This window comes from Mycobacterium sp. SMC-4 (assembly GCF_025263265.1).
Taxonomy (GTDB): Bacteria; Actinomycetota; Actinomycetes; order Mycobacteriales; family Mycobacteriaceae; genus Mycobacterium.
This window is the reverse complement of sequence record NZ_CP079869.1, coordinates 2,023,516-2,049,155: the sequence shown is the minus strand read 5'-3', so window position 1 is coordinate 2,049,155 and position 25,640 is coordinate 2,023,516. Positions and strand designations below refer to the sequence as shown.

27 protein-coding genes are annotated in these 25,640 nt (G+C 66.8%); 9 read left to right on the top strand and 18 right to left on the bottom strand.

Annotated features, from left to right (window positions below; translation table 11 throughout):
* Positions 1 to 5 precede the first annotated feature (5 nt).
* Complete coding sequence (locus KXD98_RS09890; protein WP_260763809.1) at positions 6 to 494, top strand: SRPBCC family protein; 489 nt, start codon at positions 6 to 8, stop codon at positions 492 to 494.
* On the opposite strand, the gene KXD98_RS09885 is transcribed toward KXD98_RS09890, so the two are convergent.
* The 7 genes from KXD98_RS09885 to KXD98_RS09855 are packed head-to-tail and all read right to left on the bottom strand — an operon-like array spanning position 473 to position 7,352.
* Positions 473 to 1,405 carry an alpha/beta hydrolase gene (locus KXD98_RS09885; protein WP_260763806.1) on the bottom strand — a complete coding sequence of 311 codons (933 nt, stop codon included), beginning with the start codon at positions 1,403 to 1,405 and terminating at the stop codon, positions 473 to 475. The genes KXD98_RS09890 and KXD98_RS09885 overlap by 22 nt on opposite strands.
* A complete protein-coding gene (locus KXD98_RS09880; protein WP_260763804.1) occupies positions 1,402 to 2,910 on the bottom strand; it encodes an NAD(P)/FAD-dependent oxidoreductase in 1,509 nt (502 codons plus the stop codon). Before KXD98_RS09880 ends, KXD98_RS09885 begins: the two co-directional genes overlap by 4 nt.
* Positions 2,911 to 2,918: 8 nt before the next feature.
* A complete protein-coding gene (locus KXD98_RS09875) occupies positions 2,919 to 3,653 on the bottom strand; it encodes an SDR family NAD(P)-dependent oxidoreductase (protein ID WP_260763802.1) in 735 nt (244 codons plus the stop codon).
* Positions 3,650 to 4,441, bottom strand: coding sequence for an HpcH/HpaI aldolase/citrate lyase family protein (locus KXD98_RS09870; RefSeq protein ID WP_260763800.1), 792 nt, complete (start codon positions 4,439 to 4,441; stop codon positions 3,650 to 3,652). The genes KXD98_RS09875 and KXD98_RS09870 overlap by 4 nt, the downstream gene beginning before the upstream one ends.
* Positions 4,441 to 5,409: a zinc-binding dehydrogenase gene (locus KXD98_RS09865; protein ID WP_260763797.1), complete on the bottom strand. Its 969-nt coding sequence runs from the start codon at positions 5,407 to 5,409 to the stop codon at positions 4,441 to 4,443. The genes KXD98_RS09870 and KXD98_RS09865 overlap by 1 nt, the downstream gene beginning before the upstream one ends.
* A gap of 1 nt (position 5,410) precedes the next feature.
* A complete protein-coding gene (locus tag KXD98_RS09860) occupies positions 5,411 to 6,634 on the bottom strand; it encodes a cytochrome P450 (protein WP_260763795.1) in 1,224 nt (407 codons plus the stop codon).
* A 13-nt stretch (positions 6,635 to 6,647) separates the two neighbouring features.
* Positions 6,648 to 7,352 carry an NIPSNAP family protein gene (locus KXD98_RS09855; protein ID WP_260765099.1) on the bottom strand — a complete coding sequence of 235 codons (705 nt, stop codon included), beginning with the start codon at positions 7,350 to 7,352 and terminating at the stop codon, positions 6,648 to 6,650.
* A gap of 129 nt (positions 7,353 to 7,481) precedes the next feature.
* Here KXD98_RS09855 and KXD98_RS09850 point away from each other — a divergent pair, with 129 nt between their 5' ends.
* Positions 7,482 to 8,321, top strand: coding sequence for an SMP-30/gluconolactonase/LRE family protein (locus KXD98_RS09850; protein WP_260763793.1), 840 nt, complete (start codon positions 7,482 to 7,484; stop codon positions 8,319 to 8,321).
* 9 nt (positions 8,322 to 8,330) lie between these two features.
* Positions 8,331 to 9,161: a thioesterase family protein gene (locus KXD98_RS09845; protein ID WP_260763786.1), complete on the top strand. Its 831-nt coding sequence runs from the start codon at positions 8,331 to 8,333 to the stop codon at positions 9,159 to 9,161.
* 57 nt (positions 9,162 to 9,218) lie between these two features.
* On the opposite strand, the gene KXD98_RS09840 is transcribed toward KXD98_RS09845, so the two are convergent.
* Positions 9,219 to 9,410, bottom strand: coding sequence for a ferredoxin (locus KXD98_RS09840; protein WP_260763784.1), 192 nt, complete (start codon positions 9,408 to 9,410; stop codon positions 9,219 to 9,221).
* A gap of 79 nt (positions 9,411 to 9,489) precedes the next feature.
* Between KXD98_RS09840 and KXD98_RS09835 the strand changes: the two genes are divergently transcribed.
* Positions 9,490 to 10,053: a TetR/AcrR family transcriptional regulator gene (locus KXD98_RS09835; protein WP_260763783.1), complete on the top strand. Its 564-nt coding sequence runs from the start codon at positions 9,490 to 9,492 to the stop codon at positions 10,051 to 10,053.
* A gap of 4 nt (positions 10,054 to 10,057) precedes the next feature.
* Here KXD98_RS09835 and KXD98_RS09830 read toward each other — a convergent pair whose 3' ends face one another.
* The gene (locus tag KXD98_RS09830) at positions 10,058 to 11,248 is read right to left on the bottom strand and encodes a CaiB/BaiF CoA-transferase family protein (RefSeq protein ID WP_260763779.1); all 1,191 of its coding nucleotides are present in this window, start codon (positions 11,246 to 11,248) and stop codon (positions 10,058 to 10,060) included.
* An 81-nt stretch (positions 11,249 to 11,329) separates the two neighbouring features.
* On the opposite strand from KXD98_RS09830, the gene KXD98_RS09825 reads away from it, so the two are divergent.
* The 4 genes from KXD98_RS09825 to KXD98_RS09810 all read left to right on the top strand — a co-directional run bounded on the left by KXD98_RS09825 (position 11,330) and on the right by KXD98_RS09810 (position 15,089).
* A complete protein-coding gene (locus tag KXD98_RS09825) occupies positions 11,330 to 12,469 on the top strand; it encodes an ecdysteroid 22-kinase family protein (protein ID WP_260763777.1) in 1,140 nt (379 codons plus the stop codon).
* 82 nt (positions 12,470 to 12,551) lie between these two features.
* A complete protein-coding gene (locus KXD98_RS09820; RefSeq protein WP_260763776.1) occupies positions 12,552 to 13,097 on the top strand; it encodes a TetR/AcrR family transcriptional regulator in 546 nt (181 codons plus the stop codon).
* A gap of 64 nt (positions 13,098 to 13,161) precedes the next feature.
* On the top strand, positions 13,162 to 14,649 hold the full coding sequence (locus tag KXD98_RS09815; protein ID WP_260763773.1) for an aldehyde dehydrogenase family protein: 1,488 nt from the start codon (positions 13,162 to 13,164) through the stop codon (positions 14,647 to 14,649).
* Positions 14,646 to 15,089 carry a nuclear transport factor 2 family protein gene (locus KXD98_RS09810; RefSeq protein ID WP_260763770.1) on the top strand — a complete coding sequence of 148 codons (444 nt, stop codon included), beginning with the start codon at positions 14,646 to 14,648 and terminating at the stop codon, positions 15,087 to 15,089. Before KXD98_RS09815 ends, KXD98_RS09810 begins: the two co-directional genes overlap by 4 nt.
* A gap of 5 nt (positions 15,090 to 15,094) precedes the next feature.
* Here the strand turns inward: KXD98_RS09810 and rlmN are convergent, their stop codons facing one another.
* From rlmN to rpsB, 8 genes are all read right to left on the bottom strand, one after another.
* Complete coding sequence (rlmN, locus tag KXD98_RS09805; protein WP_260763769.1) at positions 15,095 to 16,207, bottom strand: 23S rRNA (adenine(2503)-C(2))-methyltransferase RlmN; 1,113 nt, start codon at positions 16,205 to 16,207, stop codon at positions 15,095 to 15,097.
* 33 nt (positions 16,208 to 16,240) lie between these two features.
* Complete coding sequence (locus KXD98_RS09800; protein ID WP_260763766.1) at positions 16,241 to 17,095, bottom strand: phosphatidate cytidylyltransferase; 855 nt, start codon at positions 17,093 to 17,095, stop codon at positions 16,241 to 16,243.
* Between the two features lie 38 nt (positions 17,096 to 17,133).
* Positions 17,134 to 17,691: a ribosome recycling factor gene (gene frr, locus KXD98_RS09795; RefSeq protein ID WP_260763764.1), complete on the bottom strand. Its 558-nt coding sequence runs from the start codon at positions 17,689 to 17,691 to the stop codon at positions 17,134 to 17,136.
* Positions 17,692 to 17,731: 40 nt separating this feature from the next.
* On the bottom strand, positions 17,732 to 18,487 hold the full coding sequence (gene pyrH / locus KXD98_RS09790; RefSeq protein WP_260763762.1) for a UMP kinase: 756 nt from the start codon (positions 18,485 to 18,487) through the stop codon (positions 17,732 to 17,734).
* 144 nt (positions 18,488 to 18,631) lie between these two features.
* On the bottom strand, positions 18,632 to 20,647 hold the full coding sequence (locus tag KXD98_RS09785) for a primary-amine oxidase (protein WP_260763760.1): 2,016 nt from the start codon (positions 20,645 to 20,647) through the stop codon (positions 18,632 to 18,634).
* Between the two features lie 106 nt (positions 20,648 to 20,753).
* Positions 20,754 to 22,169 (bottom strand): amidase, encoded by a 1,416-nt coding sequence (locus tag KXD98_RS09780; RefSeq protein ID WP_260763758.1) that lies wholly within the window; start codon positions 22,167 to 22,169, stop codon positions 20,754 to 20,756.
* Between the two features lie 102 nt (positions 22,170 to 22,271).
* Positions 22,272 to 23,087 (bottom strand): translation elongation factor Ts, encoded by an 816-nt coding sequence (gene tsf / locus KXD98_RS09775; RefSeq protein WP_260763757.1) that lies wholly within the window; start codon positions 23,085 to 23,087, stop codon positions 22,272 to 22,274.
* Between the two features lie 12 nt (positions 23,088 to 23,099).
* Positions 23,100 to 23,930: a 30S ribosomal protein S2 gene (gene rpsB / locus KXD98_RS09770; RefSeq protein ID WP_260763755.1), complete on the bottom strand. Its 831-nt coding sequence runs from the start codon at positions 23,928 to 23,930 to the stop codon at positions 23,100 to 23,102.
* 298 nt (positions 23,931 to 24,228) lie between these two features.
* Between rpsB and KXD98_RS09765 the strand changes: the two genes are divergently transcribed.
* Positions 24,229 to 24,726, top strand: coding sequence for a M23 family metallopeptidase (locus tag KXD98_RS09765; protein WP_260763753.1), 498 nt, complete (start codon positions 24,229 to 24,231; stop codon positions 24,724 to 24,726).
* 5 nt (positions 24,727 to 24,731) lie between these two features.
* On the opposite strand, the gene KXD98_RS09760 is transcribed toward KXD98_RS09765, so the two are convergent.
* Positions 24,732 to 25,634 (bottom strand): tyrosine recombinase XerC, encoded by a 903-nt coding sequence (locus KXD98_RS09760; protein WP_260763750.1) that lies wholly within the window; start codon positions 25,632 to 25,634, stop codon positions 24,732 to 24,734.
* Positions 25,635 to 25,640 lie beyond the last annotated feature (6 nt).

Here is a 25,640-nt window from a genome sequence, read left to right as displayed (position 1 = left end):
GCATCGTGGGAATCGTGACGACGACGTCGGAGAACGCGTTCACGCAGTCCGCTGAGGAGGTCTACGACTTCGTGACCAACCCGGCCAACTGGCCCAAGACATACCCGGGCAGTGCGCATGTCGGTACGGTGCCCGACACACTGCCCCTGGCGATCGGCGACTCCTGGACCGAGACCGGTCCCGACGGCAACCGCATCTTCACCTGGCACCTCGCGATCGCGATGCGTCCGCGACTGTGGGTGTTCAACTCGGTCGGCAACCTCGGCCATGACGCCGACGGTAGCGGCGGAATGCCGGGACGGATCACGGTCAGATACGCGATTTCTCAGCCCGGACTGGATGTCACGTTGTTCCGCCGCACGATGACCGTCGAGGCCTACCCGGAGTCACCCCTCCCGGACAGCTTCTTCAAGATCGTCAACCCGGCCAATATCGACGCCTACCACCGGGCCGTCGCGCGCGAGTTGGCTGGTCAGTCCGGCAGCAACGCCTGACGCAGCGCGGCGCTCTGCCATTCGAACAGCCGGGTGCTGGTCTGCCAGTCGGGCAACAGCGAATCGAAACCGTGACAGGTGCCGGCGAACACGTGCAGCCCGGTGCCGACCCCGGATCGCATCAACCGCCGGCCGTAGTCGATCGCCTCGTCGCGCAACGGATCGAGTTCCGAGCAGGTGATCATCGTCGCCGGCAGCGCGCTCAGCTCCGCCGATCGTGCCGGTACCGACTCGCTGCTGGGGTCGCTGCCGGCAAGGTAGTGCGTCCACATCCACTGCACGGCTTCGGCGTCGAAGCCGGGCGTGGCGGTGAACTCGTCCTTGGACGCAGTGTCCCGGTCATCGAGCACCGGCTGGTGCAGCAGGGTGAAGGCCACCGGTGGCAGGCGTGCGGCGGCAGACCGTTGGGCCAACCCGGCCGCCAGGCCACCACCTGCACTGTTGCCGGCCACCGCGACCGCGGTGGCATCGACGCCGAGTTCGGCTGCACTGTTCACCACCCAATCCAGGACCGTCGCGGCGTCGTCGATCGCCGCCGGGAACGGGTGTTCGGGGGCCAGGCGGTAATCCAGGGACAACACACAGACCCGTGCCCGTCGAGCCAGCTCGACGCACTGCCGGTGGTCGGTGTCGAGATTGCCGAGTACGAAAGCTCCAGAGTGACAATAGATCACCGCCGGCGACGGCGGCGGACCGCCCCGATAGATCCGAACCGTGATGCGGTGACCGTCGGGTGCGACGACGTCGCGCTGTTCGATCTCGATGCCGATGGTGTCGGTGTGCAGTGCAGCTTCGGCGCGGCGCTGGTTCACGCTGTCGCGCACCGTGCCGAGCACGGGCGGCGACAGATCGGTCCGGGCTGCGACCAGGTGACGCAGCGCGGGATCGAGCCGGGAGATCACCTCGGTCATCGCCGCTGGGCGGTCTCGGACCGCACCTCGATGACCGGGCGGCCGGCCGGCGGCCCGAAGGTGTAATCGCCGGCCCGAAACCTCCGCGTCATCGTCCAGAAGTCGCGGGCGCTGCGCGGCCACTGGGTGACCACGCGGCCGTTGGCGGCGCGAAAGTAGCTGCTACACCGGGTCAGCCACACGGTGCCCTGCATCCACTGGTCGACCTTGTCCAGGAATCGGGCGGTCACCTCCGAGCGCACCTCGATGTAGTTGCGGTTTCTGCGCCGCAGGTATTTCAGGACCCGCACGATGTAGTGCGCCTGCGCTTCCAGCATGAAGATCACACTGTTGGAGCCGACATTGGTATTCGGACCGTAGAGCATGAAGAAGTTCGGATAGCCCGGCACCGTCATGCCGAGGTACGCAAACGCACCGTCGCGCCAGGTGCTGGCCAGCGGGGTGGCGTCTGCGCCGATGACCTCGATCTGGCCCAGATAGTCGGCGGCGGCGTACCCGGTCGCACACAACACCACGTCGACGTCGAGTTCGGTACCGTCCTCGGTGATCAGCGTGCGCGACCTCAACGCGCTTGCGGCGCTGGAGATCACCTCGACGTGTGGTGCGGCCAACGCCTGCAGGTAGTTCGTCGCGAAAACCAGACGCTTGCACCCCAGCGGGTGGTCCGGGGTCAGCCGCTCACGCAGCGCCTGGTCAGGGATCGCGTTCTGCAGCGCGTTCAGGGCGATGTTCCTGAACTCCTGGGTCTTGTCGCTGCCGTTCTCGATCACCGAGATGTTGGACTCGCTGCGCAGCCACAACCGCGTCCGGTAGAACTTCCGCGCCAGCGGAACGTGCGCGAAAACCCACTTCTCCCGCTCGGTATAGGGCCGGTCGGGCTTGGGAAGCACCCAGGTCGGCGAGCGCTGCACCGAGTAGACCCGCTCGGCGACCCGGGCGACCTCCGGAACGAGCTGCGCGGCAGTGGAACCAGTGCCCAGCACCGCGACCCGAGCACCTCGCAGATCCACCGAGTGGTCCCACCGCGCGGTGTGCATGACCGTGCCGGTGAACGGCTCTTCTTCGGCCAGCGTCGGCATCACCGGCCGGGTGAACATGCCGACCGCCGACACCACGATGTCGAAGGTGTAAACCCGACCGTCGCTGGTGTCCAGCTGCCAGGTCCGATCCGCCTCGTCCCACCTGGCCGCCACGACCTCGGTGTTGAGCATCAGATGGGAACCGAGCCGGTACCGCTGCGCGCACCTCTCGAAGTACTCGAGGATTTCGCGCTGGCCCGACCACAGCCGAGACCACCGCGGATTGAGGTCGAAGGAGTACGAATACAGATGGGACTTGACGTCGCAGGCCAGACCCGGGTACGTGTTGATTCGCCACGTTCCGCCCACCCCGTCCTCGCGGTCGAAGATCGTGAAGTCGTCGAATCCCGCCTTGCGCAGGAAGATTCCCAAGGCCAGACCCCCGGGGCCGGCACCGATGATTCCGACCGAAAGACCCTTCGCCATAGTCGTTTTCATCCAATCTGCAGCGATTGCCCACCGTCGACGATGAGCTCGGAACCCGTGATGAACGACGCATGCTCGGAGACAAGGAACGCTACCGCGTCGGCGATCTCTGTCGTTTTGCCGATACGGCCGAGCAATGCGCGTTCGGCGAGTCTGGTCTGGGTGGCCGCGTCGAGCATAGGGGTCTCGACCGGGCCGGGAAACACCGCGTTGACCCGAATTCGGTCGGCGGCCAGCTCGACCGCGGCCACCTGGGTGAGCCCGCGCAACGCCCATTTCGAGGATCCGTAGGCGCTGTGGTTCGGGAACGGCCGAACCGCCCCGGTGCTGCATGTGTTGACGATCGCCGCGCCGGTGGCCCGACGCAGCTGCGGCAGGGCGGCCTGGATCCCGAGAAACGGTCCCAGGCAGTTCACCCGCCAGCTGTACTCGAATCCGGCCTCGGTCTCGTCGGTCAGCGACGCCCGGTGCAGTACACCGGCATTGTTGACCAGTGTCGTCAGCCCGCCGAATCTGTCGACGACAGCTGCGACGGCGGCCTGCCACTGGTGGGCCGAGGTGACGTCGAAGGTGAAACCCGCAACCCGGGCGGTGTCGTGCCGCTGCACCGTCGCGGTGAGCTCGTCGGTCAGCCTGTCGCAGGCCAGCACCCGGAAACCATCGGCGAGCAACCGTTCGGTGATCGCCGCACCCTGGCCACGTGCGGCCCCGGTGACCAGCGCGATACGCCCGCCGGTTGTCATGGGTACCGCCGCGATGAACTGGCGTCGTCGTGCGGCGCACCTCCGCGAGCCTCTTGGAGGTGTGCTGTTGCCCCGCGGCGCAGTGCGTGCCCTTCCGATGCCAGTGTGATGAGCTGAAAGCCATTTTGCGCCAGCATCTTTCCCGCAACTCCTGCGCCGGCATGGATACCACATACCCGTCCAGCTGCGGTGACCCGCTGCGCGATGTCGGTGACGGCATCGCGAACGATGGGATGTGTGAGCGCACCGACCGGCGGCTGTCCCAGCGAGATCGCCAGATCTGCGGGGCCGACGTACACACCGGTCAGACCCGGCACCGCGCAGATGTCTTCGATCGCCGCCGCTGCTGCTGCGGTCTCGACCATCGCGAATACCGAAGCCCGGGACTGCAGCTCGGCGGGATCGAGCCCGAGCCCGGCGCGCAGCGGCCCGAAACTGCGCTCGCCGGCCGGTGGGTAGCGGGTCGCCGAGACCGCGGCCGCGGCCTGCTCGGGGGTGTCCACCATCGCGATGATGACGCCGTCGGCACCGGCGTCGAGAACCCTACCGATCGGCGCCGGGTCGGCGTTGGGCAGCCGGACGACGGTGGCGATCGGCACATGCTCGAGTCGGCGCAATGTCTGCGCGACCTCGGCGTCGTCGAGATAGCCGTGCTGGACGTCGAATCCGACGTAGTCGTAGCCGGCCGCGGCGAACTCCTCAGGTCCGATCGCAGACGGCCCGATCACCCATCCTCCCCACAGATGCGGCCGGGTGCTCAGGGCCTGCTGCAGTCTGCTCTGCGCCATCAGGGCACCATCGCAATCTTGATTCGCCGCGGATCTGGACGGCAGGCCAACTCGAATGCCTGCTGCACCTCGGCGACCGGGAACGTCTGGGTCAGGTAGCGGTCCAGCAGCCCGGGATGGGCGCGGGCGAAGTCGTCGGCTGCCCTCAACATTCGGCGCCGTTCCAAGGTGACGCCGGCCTTGAGGGTCAGGTTGTTGCGCAGGATGGTGCGCATGCTGATCGGGTACGTATCGTCGTCGGGAACGCCGAAGTAGAACACGGTGCCGCCGAACGCGGCGGCCTCGATCGCGTGAGCCAGTGTGGCGACCTGGTGACCGACGGTCTCGATGACGACATCAGGACGTTCGTCGGCGTCAAGCCGGCTGACCCAGCGATCGCTGGTAGCGCGCACGACGGTGTCGACGCCGAACGCCGGACCGATCTCGGCGCGGTCGACCGGGTCGATGCCGGTGACATGAGTGGCGCCTCGCGCCTTGATGACGTAGCTGAACAGCAATCCGATCGACCCCTGGCCGATCACCGCGACGTGGCGCCCGGCAAGCTCGGGCAGCTGTTCGACCGCGTAGAGCACGCACGCCAGCGGTTGCAGACCGACGGCGTGGGCGGGATCCAGCGCGGGGTCGTAGGGCGCGAGGCCGTCGCCGTCGGAGATGATGCACTCCATCAGGCCGTCGAACCCCGAGGCCCAGCCCACCACGTGGTCCCCCGGCCGGTGTGCCGGGTGCCGGCTGGCGATCACCTCACCGACCACCTCGTGGATCGGGAATCCGTCCTTGTCCGCCACACACGGGCCGGTGTCGAACGCCAGTCTGCCCTTGGTGCCGCGGAAGCCTGGCAGATCGCTGCCGCAGATTCCGGCCGCCAGGAACCGCAGTAGCACGTGTCCATGGCCCAGATCTTCGGGATGCGGCTGTGCAACCTCGGATTCGGCGAAGGTGAAGGGTGCGACCAGACGGTAGGCCCACACGTCAACCGACCTCCACCGGAATGCTGTTCCAGCCCCACTGGAAGCTCGACGGCGGCCGCCAGGCCTGGTCGGTATCCACGGCGAACTCGTCGACACGCTTGAGCCATTCGGTGACCATGATGGTGATCTCCAGACGAGCCAGGTGCGCGCCGAGACAGAAGTGCTGACCGCGGCCGAACGCGAGCAGTCGTTTGATCGGCCGGTTCCAGAGGAAATCTTCGGGGTCGCGGTACTCACGCTCGTCCCGACTGGCCGACGCCAGCAGGGTGATGATGCGCTGGCCGGGCTGCATTGTGGTGCCATGCAGGGTGAACTGACGGCGCAGTGTGCGTGCGAACCACTGCGCCGGTGCACAGAACCGGATCATCTCCTCGCGCGCCATCGCGATGTTGACGTCGAGATCGGCACGCACGGCGGCGAGTTGCTCAGGGCGGGCGAACAATTCCCACAGCCCGTGCGCGACGATCTTCGGCACGGTTTCGGTGCCCCCGATGAACACACCGAGCAACTGCACGGCCGCCTCGGTGTCGGACAACGCGGTACCGTCGGGCAGCCGGTAGGCCAGCAGATTGTCGACGATAGGCACCGGCGCGTCATGTCCGGCTCGTCGGCGCTGCACGACCGGGGTCAGATACTCGAGATAACCGGGCCGGGCATCGGCCACCTCCACGCCGCTGCCCGGCTGCGCGAGACTTCCGGCATTGACGGTTGCGAGCACATCGGCAGCCAGATCCGTTGGAAGACCGACAAGTTCACAGACCACTGAGGCCGCGACGATGCCACCATAGTCCTGAGTCAGGTCGAATCGTCCTCGGGCCAGCAGCTCGTCGAGGCGTTCGTTGGCCAATACCCGGATTCGCTCGGCGAGTCCGGTGATGCTCTTGGGCCGAAACGGTGTGGCCGTGCACCGCCGGACGTCTTCGTAGAGGGGTGAGCCGAAGTTGGCGTGGAACGGCATCGGGTGCAGCGGTGGGTCGGGCACCGGGCCGTGGTTGTGGTCAGCGAGCACCGCGGCCGAGGGCAACGTGCCCTCGGAAGCGACGAACGTTCCGTCGTTGCTCTCCAACACGTTCCAGATGTCGTCGAATCGCGACAGCGCGTAGGTGTCCCATCGGGGCAGGTAGTACACCGGGTGACGATCGCGCAGCGTGCGGTAGAACGGCAGCGGGTCGGCCATCACCACCGGGTCGAACGGGTCGTAGGTGAACGACTCTGTCAGCGTCATCGCGGCTGTCCGATCACCGCAGCGGGGATGGTGGCAGCGCGGCCAGGATGGAGTCCTCCCACCCGTCGCGTAGCGCCGGGGCCACGCTCATCCACGTCACGATCTCGGCCGGCGGGTGTTCCTTCCACGACGGGTAGTGGTTCTCGAAGCAGTCCCAGTCTCCTTCCAAGGCCCAGTAATGGATGACCTCGTTGAACCGGAAAGTGGTGATGAACGAACCGAGCCAGCGTTTGCCGGTCGACTCCGACCAGGGCACGTAGAGCCGTTCGAGCTCACGGATGTAGTCGTCTTGGCGGCCCGGCTTGGTTTGCATGATCTCCTGGATCACCAGCCCTGCGGTGAACCCTTCGGCCTGCAACTGGGACAGCGGCCGGTTGCTGCGACCGGCATACATGATGCGGCCCTCGCCCCGGGCACCGGCACCACGCAGATATGTCGCCCATTTTCGGGCGGCGGCCTGGTGACGGCCGCCGGCGGCTTGGGCCCGGCCGATGCGGGCGTAATCGGCGAACGAGTCGATTTCCCAGATGACGGTCGCCTGCGGCCAGTGTCCGTTGTAAGGCGTGGTCTCCCAGATCGAGAACAACCTCGCCCCCAGCTCCCTCATCATCGGGTGGTAGTTGGCGTCGAACTCGGCGACGAACTCCTCGGCGCACGCCGATCCCAGGTCGATCGTCTCGTGCAGGTACATCAGCGTGTGGCTGTGATACTTCTTCATGTTCATGTCCGAACCCCGATCTGGCACGGGCCGCAGGCGGTTGACAGCTGCACCCAGGCAGCGTGACACTTGTCCCGTGTTTTGTAAAGTGTTGTCGGGCCGGGGGTCATGGCACCGGATACTGCGCCGATGACGTTGACCCCGTTGGCCGACGGGTTCTGCTTCGGCGAAGGTCCACGGTGGTTCGAGGACCTGGTGTGGTTCTCCGACATGCTCGGCGAAGCCGTGCACACGGTGACGCTCGACGGTCTGCTCAGTACCCTTGCGCTACCCGGTCATTCGCCGTCGGGACTCGGGTTCTGCCCGGACGGGTCGTTGCTGATCGTATCCACCGAGCGTCGCGAGGTGCTGCGTTACGACGGTGAATCCGTCGACGTCTACGCCGATCTGAGCGAGCTCGCGCCGGCCGCCCTCGGCGACATGGTGATCGACTGCGGCGGCACCGTCTACGTCGGCTCCCAAGCGCGCGCAGCCGGCGTCATCGTGCGACTCGACCCGGGTGACGGTGTGGCCGCGGCGGCCACGGTGGTCGCCCAGCATCTGGACTTTCCCAACGGTATGGTTCTCACCCCCGACGGCGCCACCTTGATCGTTGCGGAATCGGTCGGTCGGCGACTGACCGCGTTCACCGTCGCCGCCGACCGGACGCTGGGTGAGCGGCGCGCCTTCGCCGAGGCCCTGGACGGTCCGCCGGACGGTCTCTGCCTGGACACCGAGGGCGGCGTGTGGACGGCGATGACGCTGGCAAACCAGTTCCAGCGCATCGTGTCCGTCGATGGCGTAGCGACGGTCACCGACCGCATCGACATCGGCGAGCGCGTCGCGATCGCCTGCGCACTGGGCGGGCCCGAGGGCCGCACCCTGTTCCTGGTGTCAGCTGCTGACGCCTATCCCGAACGGCTCCGCGGCACCACGCTGTCTCGCCTGGATGCCACCACCGTCGACATTCCCGCCCCCGCCCAGCCCTGAAAGGTCCCGATGTCCGATTCCTACTACGAACTCCTCGACGCCGAAAGTGAGCACGGCGAACGCTTCCTCGCCACCGATTTCGTGCGCAGCACCTGGTCGGCGGCCATCCAACACGCCGCCCCGGTGTCGGCGCTGCTGGTGCGGGCGCTGCAGCACTGCGAACCACGGGACGACACCCGGTTGAGCCGGGTGTTGATCGATCTGCTCGGGCCCGTCCCGGCCGAGGGTGACCTGTGGGTGCGTGCCTGGCGAGAACGCCCCGGCAAGCAGATCGAGTTGTTCAGCGCCGAGATGGCGGCCCCGGGACCCGATGGCCGGCCCCGCCCGGTGGCACGGGCCAGCGGCTGGCGGCTGCAGACACTCGACACCCCGGCGATCGCGCATGCGGCTGCCGAACCGTTGGCTGCGCTCGCAGAGGCGACACGCCACGACATGAAGAAGGACTGGGATCCCAACTACGTGCACAGCCTGGACTGGCGTTGGCTCACCCGTCCGCTGGCCCCCGGAGGCGGCGAATCCTGGCTGCGGCCCGAGGTCGATCTGGTCAAGGGCGAAAAGATGACCCCGCTGGAACGGTTGTTCGCCGTGGCCGATGTGGCCAACGGTATCGGCACCACGCTGAATCCGCGTCAATTCACCTTCCTCAACACCGACCTGGTGGTCCACGTTCACCGGGTTCCCGACGGCGAATGGGTCGGCGTCCGGGCAGAGACGAGCTACGGACCCGACGGCGTCGGTACCACGATCGGAACGTTGTTCGACGAATCAGGGCCCGTCGGCGCCATCCAGCAATCGGTCCTGGTTCGCCCCCGCCCCCCGAAAAATCCTCCCGCGGAATAGTATTCCAGTCTCGGATTGAGCTTTGACCGCAGCCGGGAACGCTACTCCGCGGGAAAGTCAGTCGATCAACCGCAGTGCGGCCACCGGGCACTGGGTGACCGCCTGCTGCATCCGCTCACGGTCCTCGGCGGGCCGCACGGGCTCGTGGATCACCACGCTGCCCTCGTCGAGCACCTCGAAGATCTCTTCGGCGATCGTCTCGCAGATACCGTGGCCGGTGCATCTGCTCAGATCCACTGACACTCGCATGGGTTGCTCCGATCGCCGCACCGCAGGGGCTGCCATCCAAATACCGTGACATTCCATCAGATTTTTGTAAAGTATCTGCATGCCGCAACCGCCGGTTGCACGTCACGAGCCGCCCGATGCCGACGGCCCGGACACTCCGACGCGCGCACGGATCCTGGCGGCGACCGCGGAAGTTCTGGGCCGCAACGGCACGGCGAAACTTTCGTTGTCCGACGTCGCAGCCCAGGCCGGGGTGTCCCGGCCGACGCTGTACCGCTACTTCGGCGACAAGCGCGAGCTGCTCGACGCGTTCGTGGTGTGGGAGCGCCTGCTCTACGAACACGCCGTAGCCGAAGCGACTGCCGGGCTACCCGCCCATGAACGGCTCGACGCGGCATTGCGCATCATCGTGGACTACCAACTGTCCTATCCCGGCCTGCGCATGGTCGACGTTGAGCCCGAGCAGGTCATCCGACGGTTGGCGCGGGTGCTGCCGTTGATGCGAGATCGTCTGCAGCGCTTGTGCACTGGGCCCGATGCTGGGCTGTCGGCCGCCACAGCGGTGCGAGTGGCGGTATCGCAGTACCTGGTCCGCAGTGATGACAGCGCAGATTTCCTGGCCCAGCTGCGCCACGCCGCCCGCGTCAAGCACCGGTCGCCGTGACCGCCTAGCCGCGACCGTGCGTGCGCGCGTCAAGTTCGGCGAGCACTTCGTCGGTGTGCTGCCCAAGCGCCGGAGCAACGGACCGGATCTGCGTGGGCGTGCCGTGAAAGTCCGCCGGCGAGGCGATCATCGGCACGCTGGCACCGTCCCCGTCAGGAACGTAGACCACTCCGCCGGCAGCGTGGAACTGCTCGTCTGCCAGGACGTCTTCGGGCGAGTTGATCGGAGACCAGAACAGATCCGGTTGCCCGTCAAAGACTTCGGACCACTCGTCGAGTGACTTGCCGGCGAAGATGACGTCGAGCTCGGCGATCAGTGCGGTGGCGTTGACCGCGCGGGCGCGGCCGGTGGCGTAGCGTTCGTCGGTCAGCCAACTGAGCCGCTGCACTGCGGCACACAGCGCCGGCCAGTGACGTTCACCCTGTAGACCGACGAGCCAGAACCGCCGCCCGTCGCCGGCGGTGTAGTTGTTCATGCACGGGTTGGCCATTGCCTCACGCTGGCCGATCGCAATCGAATGACCGGTCAGCAGAAAGGTGTTGAGGTCGAAGCTGACGGTGTAGGCGCCTTGACGATAGAGCGAGGTGGTAACCAGTTGCCCGACGCCTGTGCGCGTGCGCGAAACCAGCGCCGCACACAGCGCACCGGCCAGCGTCATTGCGGCCATGTGGTCGCCCATGCCGCCGCGCTGAAACGGCGGGACGTCGCCGGGCCGGGTCAGCAGGTGCGCCAGCCCCGACCGCGCCCAGAACGCGGCCACGTCGTAGGCGGGCCGGTCGGCATCCGGACCCACTGCGCCGTAGCCGGTGATCAAACCGTAGATCAGCCGCGGATTGGCGGCCGCGACCGCATCGAAGTCCAGCCCGATACGGCGCAGTGCCCCGGTGCGGATGTTGGTCAGGAACACGTCGGCGTCAGCGAGCAACTCCCGCACGTGTGTGCGGCCGTCCTCGGTGGCCAGGTCGAGCACGACGCTGCGCTTACCTCGGTTGTCCATTTCGAAAGGCGGGCTGGAGTCCTCGCCGTCGGCCGCGGTGATACCCAGCATGCGCCCGAACGTCCGCGCCGGATCACCGGCCGGCGGTTCAATCTTGACGACGTCGGCACCCCAGTCTGCGAGGATTCCGCCCGCTGCCGGGCCCGCCACCCAGACGCCGAGCTCGACGACACGAACTCCCTGCAACGGACCGGCCATCGCGATACCCTCCTTGTACTTTACAAAGTAGTAAGACTTTGTAAGCCTGGTGTGGCTATCGGTCAAGCCTAGGAGGCCGCGGTGTCAGTTTTCGCCGAACGGATTGCGCCCAGTGTGGGCTTGGCTTCGCACCTGAGCCGCGCAGCTGGCCGCATCGGCACCGACGCGCTGATCGGGCGGGTACGGACAGTTCCCCGGACCGTCGCCGACATCGACCCCACGGCGCTGTCGGCACTGATCGGCCGCTCGGTGACATCGGTATCGGCGCTCGACGCGGACGCCGGAACCTCATCGCGCGCCCGCCTCGCACTGACCGGCGACGGCGTTCCCGAGACGGTGTTCGTCAAGACCGCCGCCCCGGCCCTGGCCACCCGCGTGCTGGGCGAGTTAGGCAACCTCGCCGACACCGAGACACGCTTCTACCGTCAGCTGGCCCCCGAACTGGCCGACGTCCCGCGCGCGCACGGGATCGGGTTCGATTCGTGGACCGGGCGTTTCGCGCTGGTCCTGGAGGATCTGGCGGCCACCGGATGTGAGTTTCCCGACACCTTGCACCCGATCGGCGTCGACCAGGCTGAGCAGGTTGTCGAACTCTTGGCGACGGTGCACGCAACGTTCTGGAAGCGGTTGCCGGCCCGGCGCGGGTACGGCCCGTTGGGCTGGCTCTACAGCGCGTCGGAGGACAGCGTGTCCCTGCTGACGGCGCGGCTGCTGCGTTCGTCGACACGGCGACTGGCCGAGCGCACCGACCTGCCGTTGGGCCGCGGCCGGTTCGTCAACGAGCATTACCGTGCGGCGGCGGCGCTGGTCGACACCCCGCCGCACACCGTCATGCACGGCGACGCCCACCCCGGCAATCTCTACTTCCGGGACGGCCGGGCCGGGCTGTTGGACTGGCAGGCGGTGCGGCGCGGTCATCCCAGCCGGGAGCTGGCCTACACCTTGGTGACGAGCATGACCGCCGACGACCGCATCGCTGCCCAGCGGGACCTGCTCGACGTGTACCGGCGGGTGCTCGGTGCCGGAGGCGGGCCCGAGATCGCGCGCGAGGAGTTGTGGGACCGCTACCGCCAGGGGGCGATGTACCCCTATGTCGCGGCACTGATCACCGCCGGGATCGGCGGCATGCAGACAGAGGACATCGCACTGAAGGGCCTGGAGCGCGCGCTGGCCGCGCTCGACGACCTGGACACCGTCGCGTTGCTGGAGAAGGCGCTGTGACCGACGCCGCCGCGCGCGTCGCGACTGCCCGGCCTCAGCAGGCTCTACGATCGAAACCGACCCGACAGCGAAGGCCGGCTCTGTGAACCATCCCGTATCTGAACGATCCGACACCGCCGAGGACACCTCGACCCGGCATCGAATCCTGGTGGCGACCGCCGAGGTGCTCGCCCGTAGCGGACAGACGAAGCTCAGCCTCTCCGAGGTCGCGCTGCAGGCCGGAGTGTCCCGGCCCACGCTCTATCGGTGGTTCGCCGACAAGCAGGCCTTGTTGGAGGCGTTTGGCGTCTACGAGCGCGACATGTTCCAGACCGGCATAGCCCGGGCCACCGCCGGACTGCGCGGCCCCGAACGGGTCGATGCGGCGATGCGGTTCATCGTCGACTATCAGCGGTCCTATTCGGGTGTTCGGTTGGTCGACATCGAACCCGAAGTCGTCATCGCCCAACTGGGCCGCATCCTTCCCGCCATGCGTGCACAGCTAGAAAAGCTCCTGCCCGGATCCAACGGGGCGGTCAAAGCAGCAACTGCGATCCGAGTTGCGGTGTCGCACTACATCGTGCGAAGTGACGACGACGATCAGTTCCTCGACCAGTTGCGCCACGCCGTCGGACTCAAGACGACCTGAACGGGAGTCGTCGAGCACCCACGAATGGGTGACACCGCGCTCAAATTTTGTAAAGCTGTTCATCATGACGACGGCAGAGACGGAAACCGGGGTGCTGGCCGGCGACGAGCGGATGCTCATTGACGGCGAGTTGACGCTGACAGCCAGTGGTGCGACGTTCGATGTGGTGCACCCAGCCTCCGAACAGGTGGTCGGTCAGGCGACCGACGGCACCGTCGGAGACATGGAGCGAGCAATCGGCGCAGCGCGGCGCGCCTTCGACGAGACCGACTGGTCGCGGGATCCGGAGTTCCGGTACCACTGCCTGACCCAGTTGCACGAGGCGTTGGACCGCAACAAGGAACGGTTGCGCCGGATCCTGATCACCGAGGTGGGCTGCCCGGTGTCGGTCACCGGCAGCCAGATCGAGAGTCCGATCGCCGAGGTCAGGCACTGGGCCGAGCACGGCAAGAAGTTCAACTACCTGGTCGACAACGGGGTCCACGAGACCCCGCTGGGGCCGGCCCGACGCAAGATCCACTACGAGGCTGTCGGGGTCGTCGGGGCCATCACGCCGTGGAACGTGCCGCTCTACCTCAACATCGCCGAGACGGTCCCGGCGCTGATGGCCGGAAACACGGTGGTGCTCAAGCCCGCACAGCTCACGCCGTGGTCGGGCAGTGAGTACGGCCGCATCGTGGCCGAGGAGACCGACATCCCGGCCGGCGTGTTCAACGTGGTCGTGTCGAATGCCAACGAGGTGGGCGCGGCACTGTCGGCCGACCCGCGGGTCGACATGATCACCTTCACCGGATCGACGGCCACCGGGCGGGCGATTCTGGCCACGGGCGCTCCGACAGTGAAGAAGACTCTGCTGGAGCTGGGCGGAAAGTCGGCCCACATCGTGCTCGACGACGCCGATTTCGGTGCGACGTTGCCGCTGGCGGCGATGATGGCCTGCGTGATGAGTGGACAGTCCTGCATTCTGCCGTCCCGGATTCTGTTGCCACGCAGTCGATATGACGAGGGGATCGAAAACCTCAAAGCGGTGATGGAGAATTTCCCGATCGGTGATCCGTGGACGCCGGGCAACATGCAAGGTCCCCAGATCAGCGAGACCCAACGTCAGAAGGTGCTCGGCCTGATCAAGAGTGGCATCGATTCCGGTGCGCGGCTGGTCACCGGCGGCGGCGTCCCGGAGAACCTGCCGACCGGCTACTACACCCAAGCCACACTACTGGCCGACGTCGACCCCAATTCGCAAGTGGCGCAGGAGGAGATCTTCGGGCCGGTGTTGACGGTGACGCCGTACGACACCGACGACGAAGCGATCGCCATTGCCAACAACACCATCTACGGACTGTCCGGGGAGGTCAGCAGTGCCGATGTGGACCGCGCGTTCGCGGTCGCGTGCCGGATGCGCACCGGCAATGTGACCATCAACGGCAAGAGCCACTTCGGCATCAACAGCCCGTTCGGCGGAACCAAGCAGTCTGGGCTGGGTTATCGCAACGGCGAAGAAGGCTTCAAGGAGTACCTGGAGGCCAAGACGATCGGTATGCCCGACCAGTGACGTTCGCGCCGGTCCCCCAGCAGGTCGTCGACGAGCTGGAGATCCGTGGACTGCTCAGTCGGTATGCCCGCGGCGTCGACACCAAAGATTGGGAACTGTACCGATCGGTGTTCACCGAGAATGCGGTGATCGACTACTCGTCGGCCGGTATCCCGCCGGGGTTACGGGACGAGATCGTCGACCTGTTCAGCAGGACTTTCGAGGCCATCCCGTGGACGATGCACTACATCACCAATGTCGAGATCACCGAGATCGACGGTGACACCGCCAGCGTCCGGGCGATGTTCTACAACCCGATGCAGCTGCCGGGCATGGCCGAGCAGAGTGCGTGCGGCGGGTACTACCACCACGATCTGGTCCGCACACCCGACGGATGGCGTAGCCGGCACCTGCGGGAGGACAACGTATGGTTCGTCAACAGGCCGGGTGCGGCCCCGTAAGGTGGTCAGCCCTGAGCAGCCAACTGCCCGCAGGCCGCCGCGATCTCCCGGCCCCGGGTGTCGCGCACGGTGCATGACACGCCCTTGGCCCGCACGCGTCGGACGAACTCGCGTTCCACCGGTTTGGGACTGGCGTCCCACTCGCTGCCCGGTGTCGGGTTCAGCGGGATCAGATTCACGTGCGCCAGCGGACCGAGCTTGGTATGCAGCAACCGGCCGAGAAGGTCGGCCCGCCAGGGCTGGTCGTTGACATCACGGATCAGTGCGTACTCGATCGACACCCGCCGGCCGGTCACGTCGGCGTAGTAGCGTGCCGCGTCGAGGACCTCGTCGACCTTCCAGCGGTTGTTCACCGGCACAAGCGTGTCGCGCAGCTCGTCGTCAGGCGTGTGCAACGACACCGCCAATGTCACGTTGAGCTTCTCGTCGGCCAGCTTGCGGATCGCCGGTGCCAGGCCCACCGTGGACACCGTCACCGAGCGGGCAGAGATCCCGAAGCCGTTGGGCGTCGGGGCCGTGATTCTGCGGACCGCCGCCACCACCCGGTTGTAGTTGGCCAGCGGTTCACCCATGCCCATGAAGACGATGTTCGACAGCCGGCCGCGCGCAGTCGGGCCGGAGCCGCGGGCACGCAGATCCGCACCGGCGAATCGGATCTGTTCGAGGATCTCGGCGGTCGACAGGTTGCGCTGGAGTCCCCCCTGTCCCGTCGCACAGAACGGGCACGCCATGCCGCAGCCGGCCTGTGACGAGATGCACACGGTGTTGCGGTCGGGATAGCGCATCAGCACCGACTCGAACGTGGACTTGTCGACCGCGCGCCAGAGCACCTTGCGGGTTTCGCCCGCATCACACGCGATCTCGCGGGTGGCCTCCAGGAGCGTGGGGAACAGCGTGGCCCCCACCTGTTCGCGTATCCCCGCGGGCAGATCGGTCATCTGTTGCGCGTCAGCGATCAGGCGGCCGAAATACTGGTTGGCCAGCTGCTTCCCGCGAAAAGCCGGGATGCCGAGTTCGGCGATCGCGGCGGCGCGTTCGGTGTCGTCGAGGTCGGCGAAATGCCGCGGCGGCAACGCGCGGCGCGGAGCATCGAAGACCAGAGGAAGCGGATCGGGCATGGCTGCCGTCCAGTATCCCCTGCTGATCCAACCTCAGGCCAACAGCGTCAGCACGATCCAGGTGGCCACAGCCGAAGGCAGCATGGCGTCGATGCGGTCCATCATGCCGCCGTGACCGGGCAGCAGGTTGCTCATGTCCTTGATGCCGAGGTCACGCTTGAACTGTGATTCGACCAGGTCGCCGAGCGTGCCGGTGATGACCAGCATCAGGCCCAGTGCCACACCCGCCCACCAGGGTTTGTCGAGCAGGAACACCACGGCCAGCACCGATGCGGTGGTCCCGAACAGCAGCGAGCCGGCCAGGCCCTCCCAGGACTTCTTGGGGCTGATCGCGGGAGCCATGGTGTGCCTGCCGAACAGCACCCCGGCGATGTAGCCGCCGATGTCGGAGAACACCACACCGAGCATCAGGGCGAACACCCGGTTGGCACCGTCGTCGGGATAGATGAGCAGCGCACCGAAGCTGGCGAACAGCGGCACCCAGGTCGCCAGGAACACCGTGGCGCCGATGTCGCGGGTGTAGTTCTGCGGTGCGTGGTTCAGCCCTTGACCGACCAGCCGCCAGATCATGCACACCACGACGGTGCCGGCGAATCCGCCCAGCGCTCCGGCGGGACCGAACGGCCAGGTCAGCCACAGTGTGGCCTGGCCCCCGACCAGCAGCGGCACGAGCGGCATGCGGTAACCGGCTTCGCCGAGTCGGCTGCTGACCTCATAGGTGGCGATGGCCACCGCGGTGGCCACCAGGGCCAACCACAGATACGGAGCGAAGAGCAGGATCGCGATCAGGCCGCCGCCGAGCAGGACGCCGACGCCGATCGCTGCGGGCAGGTTACGCCCGGCGCGTGAGGGCTTCTGGGCGGGCGGTTCGTTGACCGGAGAGCTCATCAGGAGATCGTCATGTGGGGAATCGGTTGCTGTGGAGCTCAAACCTCCAGCAGCTCGCCTTCCTTGTGCTTGACCAGCTCGTCGATCTGGGCGGTGTACTGGTGAGTGGTCTTGTCGAGGTCCTTCTCGGCGCGGGTGACCTCGTCCTCGCCGGCGTCCCCGTCTTTCTTGATGCGCGTCAGCTCTTCCATCGCCTTGCGCCGGATGTTGCGCACCGACACCTTTGCGTCTTCGCCTTTGGACTTGGCTTGTTTCACCAGTTCACGGCGGCGCTCCTCGGTCAACTGCGGGATCGCCACCCGGATGACGTTGCCGTCGTTGCTGGGGTTGACCCCCAGGTCGGAGTTGCGGATCGCGTCTTCGATGGTGCGCAGCTGGTTGGCTTCGTAGGGTTTGATGACCACCAGCCGGGCCTCGGGCACGTTGATGCTCGACAGCTGGGTGATCGGAGTGGCGGCTCCGTAGTAGTCCACATGGACCCGGTTGAACATCGCGGGGTTGGCGCGTCCGGTGCGGATCGACGCAAGGTCGTCTCGTGCTACCGACACGGCCTTTTCCATTTTCTCCTCGGCGTCGAAGAGGGTTTCCTCGATCACTGTCGCTCTCTCCCGTCGCTGTCTGGCCCGGTGTCACGCCTCACGTGGTGACCAGGGTTCCGATCTTCTCACCCGCCACGGCGCGCGCGATATTGCCGTCGACGAGCAGGTTGAACACCAGGATCGGCATGCCATTGTCCATGCACAGGCTGAATGCGGTCGCGTCGGCGACCTTCAGGCCGCGGTCGATGACCTCGCGGTGGCTGATGGCAATGAGCAGTTCGGCGTCGGAATGCACACGTGGATCTTTGGTGAACACGCCGTCGACCGCCTTGGCCATCAGCACCACGTCCGCGCCGATCTCCAGCGCACGTTGCGCCGCGGTGGTGTCGGTGGAGAAGTACGGCAGTCCCATACCTGCCCCGAAAATCACCACCCGGCCCTTCTCGAGGTGTCGGCGGGCGCGCAGCGGAATGTAGGGCTCGGCGACCTGGCCCATGGTGATGGCAGTCTGCACCCGGGTCTGGATACCTTCTTTTTCCAGGAAGTCCTGTAAGGCCAGGCTGTTCATCACGGTGCCGAGCATGCCCATGTAGTCCGAGCGGGTGCGTTCCATGCCGCGCTGCTGCAGTTGCGCACCGCGGAAGAAGTTGCCGCCGCCGATCACGACGGCGACCTGGACGCCGCTGCGAACCACGTCGGCGATCTGGCGGGCGACCAGTGCGACGACGTCGGGATCCAGTCCGACCGACCCGCCGCCGAACATCTCGCCACCGAGTTTGAGAAGCACTCGCGAATAGGCGGGCCTGATCGCCGACGATATTCCCTTACCGTGGCCGGTGGCGTCCTCCGACATCCGACTCCTTCGCGGTCCTGGCGTGCAGCGCCGACCCCGCAGCGGCGGACGGCACCCTCATCCTGCCTCATCGGGGGCGCGACACGGCGTCGGGGTGGGCCGGCGCGTCAGCCGTCACCAGCGCAACCAGACCGGCGACCGGCCTCAGGACTCCATCGCACGTTCGGCGACCGGAGCGCCGCCGTGACCCTGATGGCATTGCTTGGGCGCCGAGGGGGGCAGGTCCAGCGCGGGGTTACCGTCGAAGAAGCCGACCGGCTTGATCTTGAAGCCGGTGTAGTGGCACGGCATCACCGGCCAGTCCTCTGGGCACACCACGTGATGGGCGCCGACGGTGTACCAAAGCACGATGTCGGTGTCCTCGAGTGGCGCGTCGTCGGCGATGTAGCGCGGTAACCCCTGCGCCTCGGCGCACTGGTACATGTAGTCACCCGCCGCGTAGCGCTCCCGCGGGTCGTAACGGGTCACCCACAGGTTGTGCTGAACGAACCGGGCCCGGTCGTAGATGGTCGATCCCGGCTGCACCATCACCGGCACGATGCCCCTGGGCATCAGCTTGTACCCCACCGGCATGCCGAGCTCGTTGAGCTTCGACGGGTTGACGACCTTCCAGTACCGTCCGGTCGAGCAGTCCCAGTCCCGCGCCCCGTCGGCCTCGGAGGCCACCAGGGTGTCGCGGGTGATCCAGGCATTGTGGTGCGGGTTGAGCTCAGGATCTGGTTCTGGGACCGAGTCGACCTCGTAGACAGTGTTTTTCGGTCCGTCAATGGTCATGTCCAGGCGGAAGTTGAAGAAGTGCTGGTGGTTGGGTCCGTACATTCCCGGAGCGACCATCTTGCCCCAGCGCGGTGAATCTCCCTCGGCGATGGCGCCGGTGGTCAGCACACCGGTGAGCTTGATCTCCACTTCGATCGACGCATCGTTGTAGAAGTACCAGAAAAACCCGTACTCGTAGTTGCCGACGGTGCAGATCATCGATATCACGAGTCTCCGTGAGCGGCGGACCTCGACCTCGCCGGTGCGGAAATCAGTGTGCTTCCACGAGATGCCGTAGTCCTCCTCGTGCATGCAGATCGCGTTGGGGATGGTCACCGCGTTGCCATCGGAGTCGTTGACCGTTGCGTCGAAGTAGTAGATCTCGCCCAGACAGTCACAGCCCAGCGTCAGCGGGTTGGCCGAGAATCCCATCCCGACTTCACCCATGTCGAAGACGTTCTTGTTCCAGTGCGTCGGCGAGGAATCCCCGTAGGGCACCACCATCTCCGAGAGCGCGGCCCGATACATGACAGGCCGTACCTCGCCGCGGTCGGTGTAGGTCACCTCGTGCAGCGTGAGGCCCTCGCGGGGGTTGAATCCGATGCGCACAGACCACTTCTGCCATCGGACGTTCCACCCGTCGACGGTGAAGCTCGGCCCGTCGGGCTGGGTGATCTCGATGGATGTGACGTCGTCGCGCCACTGGGTGAAGGCAGGCCGGTTGCCGGCGTCGAACATGTACTTCCCGGTGTAGTTGCCGGCCTTGGGCGGCAGCGGCACCACCCCGTGGTCTTCGATGTCCAGGACGGTCATCGAGTCCAGGTCGAAGATCACAATCAGGCCCTCGACGGGTCTTGCGTAGCCATTCTCCGCCGGAGCGGCCCGCACAAAAGTCAGTGGCCGGCAGATCAGCGGTGAGCTCTCGTAGTCGTCACGCGCCCCGTAATACCCCGCTGGCCAAGGATCGATCATCGCGAGGCTGAAGTCGGTGATCCCGCGCCGACGCATGGCCTCCTGCCAGCGGTGGTCCTCGCGGACCCGCTCCTCGACACCGGTCATGTGCTCGACAAGATAGGACGGGAACCGTCCGGGTATCGGTGTCCATGAGTCGATCACCCGGGTGTCGAGGTCGACGACGGCTTCATGGAGCAGCTTGACCGCCGGGTCGTACATCGTGACGAACGCCTGCCGCGGAACGTCTCCGACGGCGCGGAACGTGAGCGTGTCGTTCTTGGCCGGCTCGGCGAGTTGGATCATGACGAATTTCAACGTCGATGTCGCATAGTCGGATTCGCCGATGACCGCCGCGGCAGCTTCGATCTCGGCGCCGGTCAGCGGATCCAGGGGGTACCGCTGTGTCCGCTCACCGGGCTCGGCACCCAGCGTGGAGCGCTCCAGGGTCATGCGAGAGATCGCTGAGCATCGCCGTCCACGACAGCGATGGTGGAAGCCCAACGTTTCACCCGTCGCCGCCGCCGATGTCGGCATGGTTAACACCGCGGCGGTCGGGTTACGTGGGGGTATCGTCGATACGCGGCCAGGGCCGGGCTTGCTCGAGCTCATAGGCCAGCTCGAGCAGCAGGGCGTCCTCGCCGAGGCGCGCGGCGAACATCATCCCCACCGGCAGACCGGACTGCGACTGGGCCAGCGGCAACGAGATCGCCGGTTCACCGGTGGCATTCTGCAACGGCGTGAACGCCACCCATTCGGTGAGCCGGTCCATGACCTGGCCGAATGGCGCGGTCGGATCGAGGTGGCCGATGGGCGGGGTGACGTCGGCCAGCGTGGGGGTCAACACCACGTCATGGTCGGCGTGCAGTCGCGAGGTGACCCGCCGGACACGGGCCAGCCGGGCTATCGCGGCGGGAAGCCGGTGCAGATTGCGCGCGGCGTGCGACTCCAGACCGCGGGTCAGGTTGTCGAGCTGATCGCGGTCGAAGCTCGGCCCGAACGTGCGCCGACCGCCGCGCACCAACGCGAAGGCCAGGAACGACCAGTACAGCAGGAAATCGTCGACGAACCGTTTCGGAACCGGATTGTCCACGACGCTGACCCGGTGCCCGAGGTTCTCGAGCAGTTCGGCAGTGTCCAGGGTCAGCCGAGTGACTTCCGGGCTTGCCTCGCGCTCAATGGATTTCGTACAGACCGCGATGCGCAGGCGCTTCGCACCGGGTCCGGTGACATCACCGATGGGCGGCAGCTTCGGGTTGGCGGTGACTCTCTCCATTTCGCGGAAGAACGCCGCCGTGTCGCGTACCGAGCGGGTCACGACACCGTTGTGCACGATACGCAGCGGCATCTGGCGCATGTCCTTGTCCAGCGGTAGCCGCCCGCGCGAGGGCTTGAGTCCCACCAGCCCGTTACATGCGGCGGGGATGCGGATCGAGCCGCCGCCGTCATTGGCGTGGGCGATCGGAACCACACCGGCGGCGACGAAGGCACCCGAGCCCGACGACGACGCACCGGCGGTGTGTTCAGGGTTCCATGGGTTGCGCACCGGACCCAGCCGCGGGTGTTCGGCCGAAGCGCTGAAGCCGAATTCCGACAGCGCGGTCTTGCCCAGCGGGACCAGGCCGGTCGACAGGTAGGAGCGTGCGAAGTCCCCGTTGTCGGCGACCGGGCGGGGGTGCCACGCGTCGGTGCCGCTCATCGTCGGCATCCCGGCCACGGCGACGTTGTCCTTGATGAACGACGGCACGCCGTCGAAGAATCCGCCGTGGCGATGGCGTTGGACGGCGCGGGCACGAGCCCGGTCGAACGCCTCGAAAGCCAGACCGTTCAGCGTCGAGTTCACCGACTCGGCCCGTGCTATCGCCGCCTCGACGACCTCGGCCGGTGCCACGTCCCCGGCGCGCAGTGCCTGCACCAGGCCGACCGCGTCAAGCTCACCGAGCGCATCGTCGCGGAATGCCGAAATCCGATCCATGCGCCGACGGTACCAAAGCGTACCGCCGGTGCGGCTGGTCTCGGCGGACAACGCACAGGACCCTCGGAACCGAGGTTCCGAGGGTCCTGTGACGCAAGGGTGCTACGCCTGCCCGACCTCGAACCGGACGAACCGGGTCACGGTCACGCCGGCCTCGTCGAGCAGCGCCTTGACGGTCTTCTTGTTGTCCGAGACCGACGGCTGGTCGAGCAGCACGACGTCCTTGTAGTAGCCGGTCACCCGCCCCTCGACGATCTTGGGCAGCGCCTGCTCGGGCTTGCCTTCGTTGCGGGCGGTCTCCTCGGCGATGCGCCGCTCGTTGGCGACGATGTCCTCGGGCACGTCCTCGCGGGTGAGGTACTTGGCCTTCAGCGCAGCGATCTGCAACGCGACCGAGTGCGCCGCCTCTACGGAGTCACCCTCGTACTCGACCAGTACGCCCACCGCCGGGGGCAGGTCGGCGGCCCGCTTGTGCAGGTAGGTCTCGACTTTGCCGTCGAGATACGTGGCGCGGCGCAGTTCGAGCTTCTCACCGATCTTGGCCGACAGGTCAGCGATGGCCTGCTCGACAGTGGTGTCACCCAGCTTGGCGGCTTTGAGGGCGTCGACGTCAGCGGCCTTGGCCTCGGCGGCCGCGGCGACGACCTGGTCGGCCAGCGCCTGGAACTCGCTGTTCTTGGCGACGAAGTCGGTCTCGGAGTTGAGCTCGATCAACGCGCCGTTCTTGGCCGCAACCAGACCTTCGGCCGTGGCGCGCTCGGCGCGCTTACCGACGTCCTTGGCGCCCTTGATACGCAGCAATTCGACCGCCTTGTCGAAATCGCCACCGGCCTCGACCAGTGCGTTCTTCGAGTCCAGCATTCCGGCACCGGTCAGCTCGCGGAGACGCTTGACGTCGGCAGCGGTGTAGTTAGCCATCTGAGCCTTTCCCTACGGATTCGGGGTGGGGGTGGGTTCGGTGTGTACCTCGGCCTCGGGGGTGCCCGGGGTCGCGGCGGTGGCGCCGGCCAGCAACTCCTGCTCCCACTCGGGCAGCGGTTCGGCCGAGTCGTCGGCCTGCGCCTTGCCGGCACCGGCACGGGCCTGCAGGCCTTCGGCCACCGCCGAGGCGATCACCTTGGTCAGCAGCGCGGCCGAACGGATCGCGTCGTCGTTACCCGGGATCGGGTAGTCGACCAGATCGGGGTCGCAGTTGGTGTCGAGGATCGCGATGATCGGGATGTTCAGCTTGCGGGCCTCGGCAACGGCCAGGTGCTCTTTGTTGGTGTCGACGACCCAGATCGCCGAGGGCACCTTCTGCATGTCCCGGATACCACCGAGGCTGCGCTCCAGCTTGTTCTTCTCGCGGGTCAGCATCAGGATTTCCTTCTTGGTGCGACCCTCGAACCCGCCGGTCTGCTCCATGGCCTCGAGTTCCTTGAGGCGCTGCAGACGCTTGTGCACGGTGGAGAAGTTGGTGAGCATGCCGCCCAGCCAGCGCTGGTTCACATAGGGCATGCCGACGCGGGTGGCTTCCTCGGCGATCGATTCTTGGGCCTGCTTCTTGGTGCCGACGAACATGATCGAACCGCCGTGTGCGACGGTCTCTTTGACGAACTCATACGCTTTGTCGATGTAGGTCAGCGTCTGCTGGAGATCGATGATGTAGATGCCGTTGCGGTCGGTGAAGATGAACCGCTTCATCTTCGGGTTCCAGCGCCGAGTCTGGTGCCCGAAATGGGTGCCGCTGTCGAGCAGCTGCTTCATGGTTACAACAGCCATGATTGGCCATACCTCTTTGGTTGTCGGTTGTCGTCCGGCATCGGGTGAGCCGGACCCTGGCGTCTGCTTCGATGCCGGACCCGTCTTCGGAGAGAACTCCTGCAACGGGACCGCCCGGCATACGAGGTGACGAACCACTCCGGTCCGTGTCGCAGACGCGCGAAGTCAGCTCGCGCGAACGAGCTGCGGATAGCAGTTTACACGCTCAGAGCAGGTGCTTTGACCAGCGCGTCGCTCATCCCCAGGGTTAGTACGGTCGGGCTTGGCCCGCCCCGGAACTGTGCGCTGAACTGGGCCGATGCGTGCAGCAATGGTATTGGTCGCGCTTTGCGTGCTCATGGTGCTCACCGCGGTCCCGGCGGCGGCCGACGCAGACCGGTTCTCGTGGCCGCTTCGACCACGGCCCCCGGTGGTGCGCGCCTTCGACGCACCGTCGCCGAACTGGCAACGCGGACACCGCGGGGTTGATCTGGCCGGGTTCGAGGGGCAACCGGTGTACTCCGCGGCGGCGGGCACCGTGGTGTTCGCCGGCCCGTTGGCCGGCCGTCCGGTGGTCTCGATCGCCCATCCCGGTGGGCTGCGCAGCAGCTACGAACCGGTGCGCCCGTCGGTACGGCCGGGACAGACGGTGCAGTCGGGTAGCGCGATCGGAACGCTCGTCGCCGGACACGCCGGCTGCACGGCGGTGGCCTGCCTCCATTGGGGCGCGATGTGGGGGCCGGCCAGACGCGCCGACTATGTCGATCCGCTGGGCCTGCTGGCCGAGACCCGCATCCGGCTCAAGCCGGTGCGATGAGCGCCTCAGGCCCGAGGGTGGGCCTGGTCGTGCACGGCGCGCAGTCGCGCGACGCTGACGTGGGTGTAGAGCTGGGTGGTGGCCAGCGACGAATGACCGAGCAGCTCTTGGACCACGCGCAGGTCGGCGCCTCCTTCGAGCAGGTGGGTGGCTGCGCTGTGGCGCAGACCGTGTGGGCCGATGTCGGGAGCTCCCGTGACGGCCGACACGGTCTGGTGCACGACGGTGCGTGCCTGTCGGGGGTCGATCCGTCCGCCTCGGGCGCCGAGCAGCAGCGCGGGGCCGGAGCGATCGGTGGCCAGCTTCGGGCGACCTTCGGCCAGCCAAGCTGTGAGTGCCGCGTCAGCCGGTGTGCCGTAGGGCACGGTGCGCTGCTTGTTGCCTTTGCCCAGCACCCGAATCAGCCGCCGGGACGTGTCGACGTCATCGATGTCCAGCCCACACAGCTCGCTGACCCGGATGCCGGTGGCGTAGAGCATCTCGACGATCAGTCGGTCACGTAGCGCGAGTGGGTCATTCTGTTGTGCACCGGTCTTCGCAGCATCCAACGCTTCGATGGCTTGGTCCTGACGCAGCACGGCAGGCAGGGTACGACGAGCCTTGGGCATCTGCAGCCGGGCTGCGGGGTCCTCGGTGAGCAGGCCGCGCCGCAGCGCCCAAGCGGTGAACGTCTTGGTGGCTGAGGTGCGGCGGGCCAGCGTGGAGCGCGCGACGCCGGCGGCGGCCTGGGTGGCCAGCCAGGACCGCAGCAGTGGCAGCGTCAGCCCGCGTAGCCCGGCGCCGGGGCTTCGATGATCGACGAAGGCCAGCAGCGCCCGCAAGTCGCCGAGGTAGGCGCGCCGGGTGTGCTCGGAACGCCCCCGTTGCAACGCCAGGTACTGGTCGAAGTCCTCGAGCACAGCGTCCACCGATCT

Excerpts from the sequence above, each read along its gene's own strand:
- KXD98_RS09885 (WP_260763806.1), bottom strand. The coding sequence starts at position 1,405 with ATGACCGAGGTGATCTCCCGGCTCGATCCCGCGCTGCGTCACCTGGTC.
- KXD98_RS09880 (WP_260763804.1), bottom strand. The coding sequence starts at position 2,910 with ATGGCGAAGGGTCTTTCGGTCGGAATCATCGGTGCCGGCCCCGGGGGT.
- KXD98_RS09875 (WP_260763802.1), bottom strand. The coding sequence starts at position 3,653 with ATGACAACCGGCGGGCGTATCGCGCTGGTCACCGGGGCCGCACGTGGC.
- KXD98_RS09870 (WP_260763800.1), bottom strand. The coding sequence starts at position 4,441 with ATGGCGCAGAGCAGACTGCAGCAGGCCCTGAGCACCCGGCCGCATCTG.
- KXD98_RS09860 (WP_260763795.1), bottom strand. The coding sequence starts at position 6,634 with ATGACGCTGACAGAGTCGTTCACCTACGACCCGTTCGACCCGGTGGTG.
- KXD98_RS09855 (WP_260765099.1), bottom strand. The coding sequence starts at position 7,352 with ATGAAGAAGTATCACAGCCACACGCTGATGTACCTGCACGAGACGATC.
- KXD98_RS09850 (WP_260763793.1), top strand. The coding sequence starts at position 7,482 with ATGACGTTGACCCCGTTGGCCGACGGGTTCTGCTTCGGCGAAGGTCCA.
- KXD98_RS09845 (WP_260763786.1), top strand. The coding sequence starts at position 8,331 with ATGTCCGATTCCTACTACGAACTCCTCGACGCCGAAAGTGAGCACGGC.
- KXD98_RS09840 (WP_260763784.1), bottom strand. The coding sequence starts at position 9,410 with ATGCGAGTGTCAGTGGATCTGAGCAGATGCACCGGCCACGGTATCTGC.
- KXD98_RS09835 (WP_260763783.1), top strand. The coding sequence starts at position 9,490 with ATGCCGCAACCGCCGGTTGCACGTCACGAGCCGCCCGATGCCGACGGC.
- KXD98_RS09830 (WP_260763779.1), bottom strand. The coding sequence starts at position 11,248 with ATGGCCGGTCCGTTGCAGGGAGTTCGTGTCGTCGAGCTCGGCGTCTGG.
- KXD98_RS09815 (WP_260763773.1), top strand. The coding sequence starts at position 13,162 with ATGACGACGGCAGAGACGGAAACCGGGGTGCTGGCCGGCGACGAGCGG.
- rlmN (WP_260763769.1), bottom strand. The coding sequence starts at position 16,207 with ATGCCCGATCCGCTTCCTCTGGTCTTCGATGCTCCGCGCCGCGCGTTG.
- KXD98_RS09800 (WP_260763766.1), bottom strand. The coding sequence starts at position 17,095 with ATGAGCTCTCCGGTCAACGAACCGCCCGCCCAGAAGCCCTCACGCGCC.
- pyrH (WP_260763762.1), bottom strand. The coding sequence starts at position 18,487 with ATGTCGGAGGACGCCACCGGCCACGGTAAGGGAATATCGTCGGCGATC.
- KXD98_RS09785 (WP_260763760.1), bottom strand. The coding sequence starts at position 20,647 with ATGACCCTGGAGCGCTCCACGCTGGGTGCCGAGCCCGGTGAGCGGACA.
- KXD98_RS09780 (WP_260763758.1), bottom strand. The coding sequence starts at position 22,169 with ATGGATCGGATTTCGGCATTCCGCGACGATGCGCTCGGTGAGCTTGAC.
- tsf (WP_260763757.1), bottom strand. The coding sequence starts at position 23,087 with ATGGCTAACTACACCGCTGCCGACGTCAAGCGTCTCCGCGAGCTGACC.
- rpsB (WP_260763755.1), bottom strand. The coding sequence starts at position 23,930 with ATGGCTGTTGTAACCATGAAGCAGCTGCTCGACAGCGGCACCCATTTC.
- KXD98_RS09765 (WP_260763753.1), top strand. The coding sequence starts at position 24,229 with ATGCGTGCAGCAATGGTATTGGTCGCGCTTTGCGTGCTCATGGTGCTC.